The organism is Amycolatopsis sp. WQ 127309 (assembly GCF_023023025.1).
Classification (GTDB): domain Bacteria; phylum Actinomycetota; class Actinomycetes; order Mycobacteriales; family Pseudonocardiaceae; genus Amycolatopsis.
In genome coordinates this window covers 3,733,050-3,748,457 of the sequence record NZ_CP095481.1, presented here as the reverse complement: position 1 = coordinate 3,748,457, position 15,408 = coordinate 3,733,050, and the positions used below count along the sequence as shown (strand labels likewise).

The 15,408-nt window shown below is 71.7% G+C and carries 11 protein-coding genes; 7 read left to right on the top strand and 4 right to left on the bottom strand.

Annotated elements, in window-relative coordinates; genetic code table 11:
• Positions 1–54: 54 nt before the first annotated feature.
• Entirely contained in the window at positions 55–729 is a 675-nt protein-coding gene (locus MUY22_RS17660; protein ID WP_247061010.1) for a 1-acyl-sn-glycerol-3-phosphate acyltransferase, read from the top strand.
• Position 730: 1 nt separating this feature from the next.
• On the opposite strand, the gene MUY22_RS17655 is transcribed toward MUY22_RS17660, so the two are convergent.
• Positions 731–1,447 (bottom strand): SDR family NAD(P)-dependent oxidoreductase, encoded by a 717-nt coding sequence (locus MUY22_RS17655; RefSeq protein ID WP_247061008.1) that lies wholly within the window; start codon positions 1,445–1,447, stop codon positions 731–733.
• 70 nt (positions 1,448–1,517) lie between these two features.
• On the opposite strand from MUY22_RS17655, the gene MUY22_RS17650 reads away from it, so the two are divergent.
• Positions 1,518–2,405 carry a LysR family transcriptional regulator gene (locus tag MUY22_RS17650; RefSeq protein WP_247061006.1) on the top strand — a complete coding sequence of 296 codons (888 nt, stop codon included), beginning with the start codon at positions 1,518–1,520 and terminating at the stop codon, positions 2,403–2,405.
• Here MUY22_RS17650 and MUY22_RS17645 read toward each other — a convergent pair.
• The 3 genes from MUY22_RS17645 to MUY22_RS17635 all read right to left on the bottom strand — a co-directional run bounded on the left by MUY22_RS17645 (position 2,354) and on the right by MUY22_RS17635 (position 5,634).
• Positions 2,354–2,938 carry a TIGR00730 family Rossman fold protein gene (locus tag MUY22_RS17645; RefSeq protein WP_247061004.1) on the bottom strand — a complete coding sequence of 195 codons (585 nt, stop codon included), beginning with the start codon at positions 2,936–2,938 and terminating at the stop codon, positions 2,354–2,356. The two genes, MUY22_RS17650 and MUY22_RS17645, sit on opposite strands and share 52 nt — an antisense overlap.
• A complete protein-coding gene (locus tag MUY22_RS17640) occupies positions 2,938–3,723 on the bottom strand; it encodes a TIGR00730 family Rossman fold protein (protein ID WP_247061002.1) in 786 nt (261 codons plus the stop codon). The genes MUY22_RS17645 and MUY22_RS17640 overlap by 1 nt, the downstream gene beginning before the upstream one ends.
• A gap of 90 nt (positions 3,724–3,813) precedes the next feature.
• On the bottom strand, positions 3,814–5,634 hold the full coding sequence (locus tag MUY22_RS17635) for a glycoside hydrolase family 9 protein (protein WP_247061000.1): 1,821 nt from the start codon (positions 5,632–5,634) through the stop codon (positions 3,814–3,816).
• Positions 5,635–5,748: 114 nt separating this feature from the next.
• Between MUY22_RS17635 and MUY22_RS17630 the strand changes: the two genes are divergently transcribed.
• The 5 genes from MUY22_RS17630 (at position 5,749) to MUY22_RS17610 (ending at position 15,304) form a co-directional block, all read left to right on the top strand.
• Positions 5,749–7,041: a tetratricopeptide repeat protein gene (locus tag MUY22_RS17630; protein ID WP_247060998.1), complete on the top strand. Its 1,293-nt coding sequence runs from the start codon at positions 5,749–5,751 to the stop codon at positions 7,039–7,041.
• A 529-nt stretch (positions 7,042–7,570) separates the two neighbouring features.
• On the top strand, positions 7,571–9,643 hold the full coding sequence (locus MUY22_RS17625; RefSeq protein WP_247060996.1) for a M4 family metallopeptidase: 2,073 nt from the start codon (positions 7,571–7,573) through the stop codon (positions 9,641–9,643).
• Positions 9,644–9,725: 82 nt separating this feature from the next.
• Positions 9,726–11,000, top strand: a complete 1,275-nt coding sequence (locus tag MUY22_RS17620) for a helix-turn-helix domain-containing protein (RefSeq protein WP_247060994.1) — start codon at positions 9,726–9,728, stop codon at positions 10,998–11,000.
• A gap of 336 nt (positions 11,001–11,336) precedes the next feature.
• Positions 11,337–13,601, top strand: a complete 2,265-nt coding sequence (locus MUY22_RS17615; protein ID WP_247060991.1) for a M4 family metallopeptidase — start codon at positions 11,337–11,339, stop codon at positions 13,599–13,601.
• Positions 13,602–13,696: 95 nt separating this feature from the next.
• Complete coding sequence (locus MUY22_RS17610; RefSeq protein WP_247060989.1) at positions 13,697–15,304, top strand: M28 family peptidase; 1,608 nt, start codon at positions 13,697–13,699, stop codon at positions 15,302–15,304.
• The last annotated feature ends 104 nt before the right edge of the window (positions 15,305–15,408 follow it).

The window sequence follows — 15,408 nt, the reverse complement described above, 5'->3', positions numbered from 1 at the left end:
CACGAGTAGCGACCGTGCCATGCTGGAGGCACCGCATCCGAGGAGGAGGACCACTTGATCGCGCAGCTTGTCCGCTTCGTGCTGGGCCCGCTGGCCAGGGCGCTCTACCGGCCGGAGGTGCGTGGCGTGGAGAACGTGCCCGCCACCGGCCCGGTGCTCCTGGCGGCCAACCACCGGGCCGCGCTCGACACCGGCGTGATCACCTTCGCGACGCCGCGGCAGGTCAAGTTCCTCGGCAAGGCCGAGTACTTCGTCGGCAAGACGATCAAGGGCCGGCTGATGGCCGGGTTCCTCGGCGGCCTCGGGTACGTCCCGGTCGAGCGCGGCAACGCCCAGGCCGGCCTCGCCGCGCTCGAAGCGGCGCGCAAGGTGCTCGACGCGGGTGGCGTCTTCGCGATCTACCCCGAGGGCACGCGCTCGCTCGACGGCCGGCTGCACCGCGGCCACACCGGCGTCGGGGCGCTGGCCCTGGCGACGGGCGCGAAGGTGGTGCCGGTCGCGCTGACCGGCACCGAGAACCTCCAGCCCGAGGGCGCGCGTGTCCCCCGCCTGGCCAAGATCGGCATCACGTTCGGCAAACCCCTCGACTTTTCGCGCTACGAAGGCCAGGACTACGCGCCGGCGATCCGCCGCTCGGTCACCGACGAGGTGATGTACGCGATCCTCGAGCTGTCCGGCCAGGAGTACGTGGACACCTACCACAAGCGGCCCAGCGAAGGCGCCGCCTGAGTCACCAGGGCACCGGGCCCTCGTCGTCGACGAAGGTGCCCGTCGGGCCGTCCTTCGGGATCGTCGCCATCCGGACCGCCGACTCCGCGCCCTGCGCCGCCGTCCGGGGGCCCGAGTGGCGGTTCAGGTCCGTCGCGCAGTGGCCGGGGCAGACGGCGTTGACCAGGATCCCGTCGGCTCGCAGGTCCCTGGCGTACTGCAGCGTCAACGACGTCAGCGCGGTCTTCGACGGCGTGTACCCCGCCGAGATCGGCAGTTCGCTGCCCGGGTCGGCGTTGCGGGCCAGTGACGCGCCGCTGCTGGAGACGTTGACGATGCGCGGTGCGGCCGACCGGCGCAGCAGCGGCAGCAGGGCGTTCGTCACGCTGACGACGCCGAAGAGGTTCGTCTCGAAGATCGCGCGCAGGACGTCGAGGTCGGCGGTGCTGGGGCGCTGGCTCGCCAGGTCGGAGCCCGGCGGCACGGCGACGGCCGCGTTGTTGACCAGGACGTCGAGCCGGCCGTAGCGGGCGTCGATGGCGGACGCGGCCGCGGCGACCGAAGCGGGGTCGGTCACGTCGAGCACGACCGACGAGCCGCCGATCTCCGCGGCCGCCTGCTCACCGGCGGAGGCGCTGCGGGCGCCGACGACGACGGTGTGGCCGAGGGCGGCGAGCCGGCCGGCGATCTCGCGGCCGATGCCCTTGTTCGCGCCGGTGACCAGAGTGATTTCGTTCATGACCCCAGCACACCAGCGCGCGGCCGCTTCGAGCCAACACCGGATCCGCATCGGCCGATACCCTGCGGGTATGCAGCAACCGGAAACGCGGGAGCTCGCCTACTTCGTGGCCGTCGCCGAGGAACGGCACTTCGGCCGTGCGGCCCAGCGGCTGGGCATGGCGCAGCCGCCGCTGTCGCGCGCCATCCAGCAGCTCGAACGGCGGCTGGGCGTGCCGCTGCTGGAACGCACCAGCCGCGGGGTGACGCTGACCGCCGCCGGCGCGGTTTTCCTTGTGGAGAGCCACAAAGCGCTCGACGCCGTCACCGCCGCGGTGCGCCGGGCGCAGCGGGCGGGCGAGGCCGTCCCGAAGCTGCTCGTGGCGACGAAACCCGACGGTGACGCCGGTCTGCTCGAGCGGATCCTGCCCCGGTACCGGCAGGACCCGGACGCCGTCGAGGTCGAGGTGGTCGTCTGCGGGATCGGCGAGCAGACGCCGATGCTGCGCGACGGGCGCGTCGACCTCGCGTTCGTGCACCCGGCGCACGACGACCTCGCCGGGTTCGACACCGAGCTGCTGCTGACCCAGGACCAGGTGGCGGTCCTGCACCGCGACCACCGGCTGGCCGGGCGCAGCGCCCTGGTGCTCGCCGACCTCGACGGCGAGCCGCTGCCCCGCTGGCCGGGGACGGACAAGAAGACGAGCGGCCCCGAGGTGCGGGACTCCGGGCAGCTGATGGCGTTGATCGCGCTGGGTCAGGCCGTCGCCGTGCTCCCGGCGTCGGTCCGGCGGCACGCCTGGGCGGACGTCGTGTGCGTGCCGGTGCTCGACGCGCCGCAGAGCTCGATCATGCTGGCCTGGCCCGACCGGACGCGGTCGCGGGCGGTGGCCGCGTTCGTCCGGGCGAGCACCGAAGCCGTGAGCGCTCAGATCCCGGGCGGTCCCGCGGCCCACTTCGGCGGAGCCGGCGGCTCGTAGGTCGCGAACTTGTCGAGCAGCACGGCCGGGTCCGGGTCGGTCAGCAGCAGCTGCCGGTAGTCCGCCTTGACGAACCCTTCCGTCACCATGTGGTCGGCGAAGGTCAGCAGCGGGGCGTAGTAGCCGTCGACGTCGACCAGGCCGATCGGCTTGCCGTGCAGGCCGAGCTGGGCCCACGTCCAGACCTCGAACAGCTCCTCCAGCGTCCCGGCGCCGCCGGGCAGGGCGAGGAAGCCGTCCGACAGGGCCGCCATCTTGGCCTTGCGCTCGTGCATGTCCTTCACGACGTGCAGCTCGCTCAGCCCGGCGTGCGAGATCTCGACGCTCGAGAGCGCCTCCGGGATCACGCCGATCACCTCGCCGCCCGCGGCGAGCGCGGCGTCGGCGACCACGCCCATGGTGCCGACGCTCGCACCGCCGTAGACCAGGCCGATGCCGCGCTGGGCCAGCAGCTTGCCGAGCGCCGCCGCCTGCTCGGCGTAGCGCGGCGAGAAGCCCATCGACGACCCGCAGAAGACACAGATCCGGCTCATCAGTGGGTGTCCTCCCAGGCCTGGTAGGAGTTCTGCACCACGCTGACGGCGTCGTCGATGTCGTCGGTGACGTGCAGCAGGTTCAGGTCGTGCGCGCTGACCTTGCCCTCGGCCTGCACGGTCTTGGCGATCCAGTCGTAGAGCCCGCCCCAGTACTCGCTGCCGAACAGCACGACCGGGAACTTCGTGACCTTCTTCGTCTGCACCAGCGTCAGCGCCTCGAACAGCTCGTCGAGCGTGCCGAAGCCGCCGGGCAGGCAGATGAAGGCCTGCGAATACTTGATGAACATCGTCTTGCGGGCGAAGAAGTAGCGGAAGTTGACGCCGAGGTCGACCCACGGGTTCAGGCCCTGCTCGAACGGCAGCTCGATGCCGAGCCCCACGGAGAAGCCGCCGGCCTCGGCCGCGCCGCGGTTGACGGCCTCCATCGCGCCCGGGCCGCCGCCGGTCATCACGGCGAACCCGGCGTTGGCCAGCGCCGCGCCGATCTTGCGGCCGAGCTCGTACTCCGGGTGGTCGCGCTTGGTGCGTGCCGAGCCGAACACCGTGACCGCGCGCGGGACCTCGGCGAGCGCGCCGAAACCCTCGACGAACTCGGCCTGGATCCGCAGCACGCGCCACGGGTCGGTGTGCACCCAGTCGCTGGGCCCGCGCGAGTCGAGCAGCCGCTGGTCGGTCGTGCTGCCCTGGTCACGGCGGTCGCCGCGCAGGACCACGGGGCCCTTCTGGCGCTCGACCGGACGCTCGGGGTACTGGCCGTCGGGGAATTCAGACTGTTCGCTCACTACGTCATGCTACGACCTGCCCACCACTTCTTTCGGGGGTCCGGGGGCGGAGCCCGCCGGCGTGGGGGTGTGGGGGTTCGCCCCCACGAGTCACAGCGAGAATGCGAGCAGCGCCGTGGAGGTGAAGTCGATGGCCGGCTCGTTACTGGGCCATGAACTCAAGTCGTCGGCGTAGCGGGATCCCTGACCGTCGAACGATTCATCCGGACGGGTGCATTCCTTCGCGCCCGCCGGGAACGGCAGATCCGCGAAATTGGCCGCGCCGTTGGGTCCATTCACGACCGCGCCGTACAGCACCTTCGAAGGTCCGGCGAGGTTCGCGGCCTGGTGGTGCGGGCACTGCGGGAACGCGCTGCCGACGCCGACCACGAGCGACACGCCCCAGGCGTTGGCCCCGAGGGTGAAGTCCCGCTGACGCGCGCCGAACGCGGCGTAGCGGGGGTCGCCGGTGACGCGCTGGTAGAGCCGGGCGGTCGCGGCGAAGCCGAAGCTCTTGCTGGCGGCGTCGAAGTCGGTGACGTCGACGGCCGTCCGGAATGGACTCTTCGCGGCGCTTGCCACACCGGCGTCGAGCTGACGGCGCAGGTCGGCCGCCAGTTCGCGGACGCCGAGCGCGGCGCCGGGGACGCCGGTGCGCAGCAGCCCGGCGAGGTCGGCGTGGGCGAGCGCGCTGGTGTCGTAGAGGTTCAACGTGCTCTTGTCGGCACTCGCGATGTAGGTCTTGGCCCACTTCGCGGCGTCACGGGCCCAGCCGGTCGCGCGCGGGTCGTGCAACGCTCGCGCCGCCAGTGCGAGCTGCGTCGCGCCCAGCTCCAGGTCGTCCTCCCAGGACGACTCCGGGTAGTAGGCGTGCGGGAAGGCCGTCACCAGCTCGCCGACGTCCGCCGTCTTGGCCTGCGCGAACACCGCGGCGGCCTCGCTCAGGTAGTGCCGGGCCAGGCGCGGGTCGCGGTGGGCCTGGACCTGCGCGCCGAGCGCGAACGCGGCGGCGACGCGGCCGGCGAGGTTCGGGCTGAGCGGGGCGCCGGCGCGCGCGGCGGGGAACACCGGGCGGTACTTGACGAAGTAGGCGGGGTCGCCGGGCTTGACGTCGAGGGCGTCGTCGTCCTGCGGGTTGCGCCAGACGTCGTGGTCGCCGAGGAAGCCGAACTCCTCGCTGCCGGTGCCGATGCCGACCTGGGCGTAGAGCGTCTTGGTCTTGCCGTCCCACATCTTGTCGAGCCAGTCGAGGCCGAAGCGGACCTCCTTCGCCAGCACGGGGTCGGGGTCGTCGCGCAGCACGGAACCCAGCTCGGCCAGCGAGTACGCCGTGTTGGACGTGAACTTCACGAAGTCGCCGGCGTCGACCCAGCCGCCTTCGACGTCGACCCGGCCACCCAGCGGCGTCAGCGGTTCGACGATTTCGTCGCCGCCCTCGCCGGCGAACTTCGGCTCGGCGTAGACGGCGCCCCGGCGGTCGGCCAGGTGCGCGGGCTTGCGGTCGAGGCGTCCCGGGATGACGTCGTGGCCGTCGCGCTGGGCCTGGAAGAACGCGGTGGTGGCGCCGACGAGCGGGCGGAAGAGGCGACGCGCGGTGTCGATCCGGAACGGCGGCGACGTCGCGCCCGCAGCCTTGACCCGGTACGTGCCCGGGCGGTCCACAGTGGACAAGTCAAGGTCGAAAACGGTTTTGTAGCGGTCGTTCCACACACCGAGACTGGACCCGGTGCGACCCTGGCGGACCGTGCGGCCGTGGTCGTCGACGACCGTGAACGTCCCTTGCGCGCCGCCGAGCAGGTACGCGTGCTTCGCCTCGCCGAGCGCGTAACCGACCTGGTCGACACGCACCTCCGCGGGCGTCGCGGCCTCGGCCGGGGTGGCGGCGAGCGGGGCCGCGAGCGCGACCACCGTCGCGAGGGGCAGCAGGCGCATGGTCGGCCTCCACTTAGTTAGGAAAGTTTCCTATCTAGACGCTAGCCTGAGCCGACGGCGGGCGTCAATATGTCCGTTTCCGCGCTATCCACGCCGATGACCTACCGTGGGACGATGACCAGGGCCCCCGCCGAACCGCTCGGCACGCGGATCCGGCGGCTGCGTGCCGACCGCGGCTGGACGCAGCGCGAGCTGGCCGAGCCCGGGTACGACCGGGGTTTCCTGGCGAAGGTCGAGACCGGCAGCCGGCCGCCGTCGGAGGAGATGCTGGCCTACCTCGCGCGGCGGCTCGGCCTGACCGTCGACGAGCTGCGGTTCGGGCGCCCCCCGGGCGTCGCCGCGGACTTGCGGGACGCGCTGGACGAGGGCTACCGGGACCTGGAGCAGGGCCGCGTCGCTGCCGCGGAGACGCGCTTCGCGTCGGTCGGCCGGCAGGCCGCGGGCTACCACCTCGCCGACGTCGAGTGCTACGCGCGGTTCTGCCAGGCCGAGGTGAAGTGGCAGCTGTTCGACGTCGAGGGCGCGCAGGCGGCGCTGGAGCACGCCGAGGAGCTGGCGGCCGCGGCGCCGCCGTGGCTACGGGCGATGATCGTGCACCGCTGGTCCGGCTGCCGCTACCTGACCGGCGACGCCGGCGCGGCGATCGCCCGCGTCGAGGAGGCGCTCGGCGTTCTGGCCGGCGACCCGGACGCCGAGTTGTGCCTGCTCAGCGCGTTGATCCACCCGCTGATGGAGATGGGTGGCCTGCACCGGGCACGCCAGGCCGCGGTGGCGGGCCGCCGGCTGATCCGGTCGGCCACGCGGCCGGACTTCGTGGCGCGGTTCCACCGGCAGGCGTCCCAGGTGTGGCAGGCGATCGGCGAGGCCGACCGGGCGGAGCAGGACCTGATCGAGGCGTCACGCCTGTTCGCGTCGGTCGGCTTCGACCGCGACGCGGCCCGCTGCCGCTGGGCCCGCGGCTACCTGCTGCGCCGCCTGGGCCGGCTGGCGGAGGCACGCGCGGAGCTGACGGCGGCCCGCGACCAGCTCGCGGCGATCGGCTCGGAGGAGGGCGTCGCGGGCGCGACGATCGAGCTGGCCGAGGTCCGGCTGCGCCAGGGCGCGCTCGCCGAGGCGTCGTCGCTGGTCGATGCGGTGCTGCCGCTGCTCACCCAGGACGTCGAGACGCTCGGCGAGGCGACGGGCCTGCTGGGCCAGATCGCCCAGGCCCAGGGCGACCTGCCCGCCGCCACCCGTCTCCTCCGCGAAGCACTGGAAATCCAGACCCGGGCATCCCTGCACGCGGCGGCGGTTTCGACGTCCCTGCGGCTCGGAGACGTCCTACGACAACGTGGTCATCTCGACGAAGCCATCGCGGCCTACCACCGCGGCCTCGACTCCGCCGAAGTCACCGACACCCCGGCCTAACCGACCCTCCAGAAGCAACTTCCGCCCCTGATCACGCGAGTTACGACTCCCGTCACGCGAGTCCCGTGCCCGATCACGCGGATGACGGCCCCGGTCACACAGCCCTCCCGAGTCCGGTCTACCGGCTTGGCGTGCTCCAGCACGGGTCTCACGTGATCAGAGCCGTAACTCGCGTGATCGGGGACGGAACTCGCGTGATTGGGGACGGAACTCGCGTGATCGGGGGTCGATACGGCGAGTGGTGTGGACCAATCGGGGTGGCGGTCCGGGAATCCGGGCGGAAACGCAAGTTCCTACGAAAGTAAGTGAATTGGTTCAGACCAGTCGGTGATACCGGGCGTTGCCTGGGGATATGTCCGGGACGGCGTGATCTTTCCCGGAGAGCGCTGGGCCGTTCGGCCCATTGACCGGCAGGCCCGTGGAACCTTTACTCGGATGCGTCCGGCGCCATAACACCAGTTATTCCGGCGGACACATCGCGACCCGGCCGGGCGCACGGTCTCCCCGAGTCCCACCGGAAAGGTTCCCCATGAGATCCCCACGAGGGCTGGCGGCGATCGCCGGCCTGACCCTGACCTTCGCGCTGCCGGCGATCCCGGCCGCCGCGGCACCCGCTCAAGCTCCGGCCCAGAACCCCGAGGCGCTCGCCGCCGTCGCCGCCGACCAGGCCGCGCTCAACGGCGTCGACCAGCTGGCCAAGAGCCCGAGCGAAGCGTTCGTGCGCACCGGCGTCACCCCCGGTGGCGGCGGTCTCTTCTACGCCTCCTACCAGCGCACCTACCACGGCCTGCCGGTCGTCGGCGGGGACGCGGTCGTCGTCGCCGACGGGGCCGGGCGCGTCCGCGCGACCGACGCCGCCAAGACCGCGCCCATCAGCGTGACCACCAAAGCCACCCTCGGCACCGACAAGGCGAGCGGCATCGCCCGGGCCAAGGTGTCCCGGGTGGACTCCACGAGCACCCCGCAGCTGGTCGTGCTCGCCGGGGACGCCCCGAAGCTCGCCTACGAAGTCGTCGTCAGCGGCCACAACGCGGCCACGCCCACCCGCCTCCACGTCTTCGTCGACGCGGCCACCGGCGCGGTCCTCGACTCCCGTGACGACGTCCGCACCCTCGCCGGGCCGGGCAAGGGCGCGACGACGACCACCGCGGCCGTCGCGGGCACCGGCAACTCCTACTACGCCGGCCAGGTCTCGATCGACACGTCCGGCTCCGGCAGCTCCTACTCGATGACCGACCCGGGCCGCCGCGGCATCGCCTGCGGCCGCGAAGGCGGCGCCATCTTCACGAAGAGCACCAACAGCTGGGGCAACGGCTCCGGCACCGACCTCGAAACCGGCTGCGTCGACACGCTCTACAGCGTGCAGTCCGAGTGGAAGATGCTGGGCGACTGGCTCGGCCGCAACGGCATCGACGGGGCCGGCGGCGGCTTCCGCGCGAGCGTCGGCCTCAACGACGTCAACGCCTACTGGGACGGCTCCTCGACGCACTTCGGCCACTCCCAGGACAACCAGCGCCAGGCCACGCCGATGGACGTCGTGGGCCACGAGTTCGGCCACGCGATCTTCCAGACCACGCCGGGCGGTGCCGGTTCGGGCAACGAGAACGGCGGCATGAACGAGTCCACCGGCGACATCTTCGGCGCGCTCACCGAGGCCTACGCCAACAACCCGAAGGACACGCCGGACTTCGTCGTCGGCGAGGGCGTGAACCTCGTCGGCCAGGGCCCGATCCGCTACATGTACAACCCGTCGCTGGTCGGCGACCCGAACTGCTACTCGGCGTCCATCCCCAGCACCGAGGTGCACGCCGCCGCGGGCCCGCAGAACCACTGGTTCTACCTGCTCTCCCAGGGCAGCAACGCCTCCCCGGCGAGCCCGACGTGCAACGGCTCCAGCGTCACCGGTATCGGCATCCAGAAGGCCGGCAAGATCTTCTACAACGCGCTCCTGAAGAAGACGTCCTCCTGGAACCACAAGGCCGCCCGCAAGGCGACCCTCGAAGCCGCGATCGCGCTGTACCCGGGCAGCTGCACGGAGTTCACCGCCACCAAGGCCGCCTGGGACGCCGTCTCCGTCACGGCCGCCAGCGGTGAGCCGACCTGCACCGGCACCCCGCCGGCCGGCAACGACTACTCGCTGACGCTCTCCCCGACGTCGGCGTCCGTCCAACCCGGACAGTCCGCGTCGACCACGGTGACCACCCGGGTCACCGCGGGCAGCGCGCAGACCGTGCAGCTGCAGGCCACCGGCCTGCCGGACGGCGCCAAGGCGACGTTCAGCCCGGCGAGCGTCCAGTCCGGCGCCGCGGCGACGCTGACCATCACCACCGCGGCCACCACCCCGAACGGCACCAGCCAGGTGACGGTCACCGGTGACGGCACCGACGCCGACCACACCGCGCAGTTCTCGCTCACGGTCGGCACCGGCACCCCGCCGACCGGCTGCTCCGGCCTCGCCGAGTGGGACTCCGCGAAGGCGTACGTGCCCAACGACGTCGTGGGCCACAACAGTCACAAGTGGACGTCCACCTGGTACTCGACCGGGGCCGAGCCGGGCGCGCCCGGGTCGTGGGCCGTCTGGAGCGACGCCGGCGCCTGCTGATACCCGCCGCGCGGCGGCGGGTGACTCCCCCGCCGCCGCGCGGCTTCCGGGCATATCCTGTACCAGTGGAAAGGCGAACCGCGTGAGCGTGAGCGGCGAGACCGTCGGCGAGCGCCTGCGTGAACTGCGCACCGAGCGCGGGCTCACCCAGCGGCAGCTCGCCGGACCGCAGTACTCCGCGGCGTACGTCTCGTCGGTCGAGACGGGCGCGCGGACACCGTCGGGTGACGCACTGCGGTTCTTCGCGCAGCAGCTCGGGATCGAGCCCGACGAGCTCCTCGGCGGCAGCTCCCCGCGTGAGCTGCTCGAGCTGGACATCGAGCTCATCGAGACGGCGGAACGGTTCCTGCTCGGTGACGCCCGCCGCGCGACGCCGCGGATGCAGCGGCTCCGGCGGCGCGCCGAACGCCTCGAACGGCCGCGGCAGGAAGGCATCGCGCTGCTGTGGCTGGCCGGCTACTCCCGCGGCGAGACGCGCACGAAGTACGTCGCGGAGGCCGAGACCGCGCTGGCGAGCGAGCCGCCGCCGGTGCGGGCGATGGTGGCGCCGCTGCGCGCGGCCGTGCTCAGCGACTGGGGCGAGGCGCAGTATTCGCTGCACCTGCTGGAAACCTGCCACGCGGAGCTGCTGCGCGACGGCTACCCGCAGCCGTCGATGCTGCTGACGTTGCGGGCCTGCCTGGCCGAGCGGCACCTGCGTCAAGGCGATCTGGAGCGGGCTTCGGAGTACGCCGACGCGGCGCTGCGCCTCACCCGGGGCGGGCCGGCGGTACTGGCCGAGCTGACCCGCAGTCACGTCGAGGTGTGCCGCAGCCACCTGGCCGCGGACCGGTTCGCCGACGCGGCGGCGTCGATCGCCGCGGCCTACGACCTGATGCAGGAGCGGGCGCTGCACCCGGCGATGGCGCACTGCCTGCTGGCGCGCGCCCGGGTCCGCGGCCGGGCGGGTGACGTCGACGGTGCGCTGGCCGACCTCGGCGCGGCGCGGGAGACGGCGTGGCCGGACGACGTCCCGGCGATCACGGTCGAGCTGGCCGGGGAGTACCTGGCCGCGGGCCGGCTGGAGACGGCGGCCGCGTTGCTGGACCAGATCCGCCCGGCCGTCGTGGCGGGCACGGCGCTGGCGGCGGAGCTGCGGCTGCAGCTGGGTTCCCTCGCGCGAGCGCGGGGTGACGAGCGGCGCGCGGCCGAAGACCTGCGGGCGGCGGTCGAGCTGGCCACCGGGCTCGGGGCGCGCGGGGTCCTCGTGCGCGCGTTGCGTCCGCTCAGCGAACTCCTCGGCGAGACCGGCCGTCAGGAAGAAGCGGCCGACGTGCTGCGCGACGGCCTGATCGCGCTGGGCGCGGAAACCGACTGAGCACGATTCCTGAGCAATACTAACGATTCTCGGTGATCGACACCCATCCGGCGTTCGGATGGTGTCCGGGACAATCCCTACGAAAGTCGTTCCGGGGCACCCGCCGGGAAGAATCCCCAGTTGCAGGCGGGTTTGTACGAATTGACCCATGAATCCGGAACGTGCCGTTGGTCCGTTCGGCCCATTGACGCCCCCGGCCCCTGATCCTTTACTCGGATGCGTCCGGACGCATACCTGCAGTTAGGCCCCCGGACACGTTCCCCGTACCCCCTGATCCGGTCGCCCTGTTTCGCGTGCCCGGGCGAACCGTCGTGCCTGCATGGAAGGAAAACCTCGATGACCCATCGTGGGTTCAGAACGGGCTTGGCGGCCGCCGCCGGGCTCGCCATGACGCTCGCTTTGCCGGTGACCCCGGCGAACGCGGCGCAGCAAGCACAACCCGCCGCTCCCGAAGCGGCCGCCGCCCGGGCCGCCGACCAGGCCGCCGCGAGCGGCCTCGACGCCCTCAAGCGCGGCCCGGCCGAGGCGTTCCGGCGCGTCGGCCTGACCGCCGGTGGCGGCGGCCTCTTCTACGGCGCCTACCAGCGGACCTACCAGGGCCTGCGGGTCGTGGGCGGGGACGCGGTGGTCGTGGCCGACGGCGCCGGGCGCGTCCGCGGCACCAGCGCGGCCGAGACCGCGGCGATCACCGTCGGGACCCAGGCCGGGCTCGACGCCGCCAAGGCCGCCGCCACCGCGCGCGCCCAGCTGGCCACTGTGGACAGTGTGAGCACGCCGGAGAAGGTCGTGCTGGCCGGGGCGACGCCGAAGCTGGCCTACGAGGTCGTCGTCGCCGGGCGCACCGCGAGCGCGCCGAGCAACCTGCACGTGTTCGTCGACGCCGCCACCGGCGCGGTCCTCGACAAGCGGGACGACGTCAAGACGTTCTCCTCCGGCGCGAAGAGCCAGGCTCAGCCGGGCACGGTGAACGTCGCCGGCACCGGCAACAGCTACTACGTCGGCAACGTCTCGATCGACACCACGCAGTCCGGCAGCACCTACACGATGCGCGACCCGGGCCGCACCGGCATCAGCTGCGGCCGCGAGGGCGGTTCGGTCTACAGCGGCCCCGACAACGCGTGGGGCAACGGCACCGGCACGGACCTCGAAACCGGCTGCGTCGACGTCCTCTACAGCGTCCAGACCGAGTGGAAGATGCTCAGCGAGTGGCTGGGCCGCAACGGCATCAACGGCAGCGGCACCGGCTACCCGGCGTCCGTCGGCCTCGCCGACGTCAACGCCTACTGGAACGGCTCCTCGACCCACTTCGGGCACTCGCAGGATAACCAGCGCCAGGCCACCTCGATGGACGTCGTCGGCCACGAGTTCGGCCACGGCATCTTCCAGTTCACCCCGGGCGGTGCCGGTTCCGGCAACGAGAACGGCGGGATGAACGAGTCGACCGGTGACATCTTCGGCGCGCTGACCGAGGCCTACGCCAACAACCCGAAGGACGTCCCGGACTACCAGGTCGGCGAAGGCGTCAACCTGGTCGGTCAGGGCCCGATCCGCTACATGTACCAGCCGTCGCTGGTCGGCGACCCGAACTGCTACTCGTCGTCGATCCCGAGCACCGAGGTGCACGCGGCGGCCGGCCCGCAGAACCACTGGTTCTACCTGCTCGCCGAGGGCTCCGCGCCCGGTGGCGGCAAGCCGAACAGCCCGACCTGCAACAGCTCGTCGGTCACCGGGCTCGGCATCCAGAAGGCCGGCAAGATCTTCTACAACGGCCTGCTGAAGAAGACGTCGTCGTGGAACCACAAGGCCGCCCGCAAGGCGACCCTCGAAGCGGCGATCGCGCTCTACCCGGGCAGCTGCACCGAGTACAACACCACCAAGGCCGCGTGGGACGCCGTCTCCGTCACCGCCGCGACCGGTGAGCCGGCCTCGTGCACCGGCGGCGGGCCGGACTTCTCCGTCGCGCTGAACCCGGCTTCGGGTTCCGTGCAGCCGGGCGGTTCGGCCACCACGACCGTCAGCACCGCGATCACCTCCGGCGCGGCGCAGTCGATCACGCTGTCCGCCTCCGGCCTGCCCGCCGGCGCGACGGCGTCGTTCAGCCCGGCCACCGTCCAGTCGGGCGGTTCCTCGACGCTGACCATCGCGACGACGTCGTCGACGCCGACCGGCAGCTTCCCGATCACCATCACCGCGGACGGGGCCAGCACCGACCACACGGCTTCGTTCTCGCTCACCGTCGGTACCACCGGGTCGTGCGCGCCGGTGACCAACGGGACCCGGCTGAACATCCCGGACTACCCGGGTGCCGCGGTCAGCAGCACCAGCACCGTGGCCGGCTGCGCGCGCAACGCGTCGTCGACCACCAAGGTCGAGGTGCACATCACCCACACCTACAGCGGTGACCTGGTGCTCGACCTCGTCGCGCCGGACGGCTCGTCGTACCGGCTGAAGAACTCCAGCTCCTCCTCGACGCCCAACATCAACACGACCTACACCGTCAACGCCTCCTCGGAGGCCGGGAACGGTGCGTGGAAGCTCCAGATCCGCGACGTCGGCCCGGCCGACACCGGTTACCTGTCCTCCTGGACGTTGACCGTCTAGTCCCAAGTCCGTGAAGGACTCCTTACCGGCCTTAAGAGCCGGTAAGGAGTCCTTCACGGCTGTCCCCCTCCCCCACCCAGAAGGAATTCACCGCCATGAAGTGGAAGACGAAGCTCGGCGCCGGGGTCACCGCCCTGGCCGCTGTGTTAGGGGTCGTGACCGCGCCCGCGGCTACAGCTGCACCGGTCACGTCGCTCGCGGCGCCGGACATCTCGCTGGCCAACATCAAGACCCACCTCAACCAGCTGCAGACCATCGCCAACAACAACGGCGGCACGCGCTCCCCGCGCGGCGCCGGGTACGCGGCTTCCGTGACCTACGTGGAAAACCTGCTCAAGAACGCCGGGTACACGACGACCCGGCAGACCTGCACCAGCTGCCTCGGGCAGTCGCAGAACCTGATCGCGGAGTGGCCGCAGGGTGACGCGAGCCAGGTCATCATGCTCGGCGCGCACCTCGACAGCGTCAGCGCCGGGCCCGGCATCAACGACAACGGCTCCGGCAGCGCGTCGATCCTCGAGACCGCGCTGACGCTGGCCCGCACCAACCCGGCGATGGCCAAGCGCGTCCGCTTCGGCTGGTGGGCCGACGAGGAGTCCGGCCTGGTCGGCTCGAAGTACTACGTCAACAACCTGCCCAGCGCCGAGCGCACGAAGATCAAGACCTACCTCAACTTCGACATGATCGGCTCCAAGAACTGGGGCTACTTCGTCTACGACGACGTCGCTTCGGTCAAGGCGATCTTCGACGAGTACTTCTCCTCGATCGGCATCCAGACCGAGGGCGACAGCGAGGGTGACGGGCGGTCCGACCACGCGTCGTTCAAGAGCGCGGGCATCCCGGTCGGCGGCCTGGCCACCGGCGCCGGCGACATCAAGAGCTCGGCGCAGGCCCAGAAGTGGGGCGGCACCGCGGGTGCGGCGTTCGACAACTGCTACCACCGCGCGTGCGACACGACGTCGAACATCCCGGACGCGCCGCTGGAGAAGAACTCCGACGCCATCGGGTACGCGCTGTGGAAGCTGGCCGTCGCCGCGCCGCAGGGCAACGACTTCTCCGTGAGCCTGAACCCGACGGCCGGGACCGTCCAACCCGGACAGTCGCTCCAGGTCGCCGTGAGCACCACGACGACGTCCGGCTCGGCCCAGTCGATCGCGCTGACGGCGTCCGGCCTGCCCGCGGGCGCGACGGCGTCGTTCAGCCCGGCCACCGTGCAGTCGGGCGGCTCCTCGACGCTGACCATCGCGACTTCCGCGTCGACGCCGACCGGGACGTTCCCGATCACCGTGACGGCCGACGGCGCGAGCGCCGACCACACGGCGGCGTTCTCGCTGGGTGTCGGCAGCACGTCGTCGTGCGCGCCGGTCACCAACGGGACCCGGCTGACCATCCCGGACTACCCGGGTGCCGCGGTGAGCAGCACCGCGACCGTCGGCGGCTGCGCGCGCAACGCGTCCGGCACCACCAAGGTCGAGGTGCACATCACCCACACCTACCGCGGTGACCTGGTCATCGATCTGGTCGCTCCGGACGGTTCGTCGTACCGCCTGAAGAGCTCCAGCAGCGACTCGACGGCGAACCTCGACACCACCTACACCGTCAACGCCTCGTCGGAGGCCGCGAACGGCGCGTGGAAGCTGCAGCTGCGTGACGTCGGCCCGGCCGACACCGGTTACCTGTCCTCCTGGACGCTGACCGTCTGACCCTCGGAACGACCGGGGGTGGCACTTTCACGTGAAGTGCCACCCCCGGTAATTTGTCTAGACCACCCGATCGTAGGTAGTCAGCGGTTCCCGGCGGCACCTAT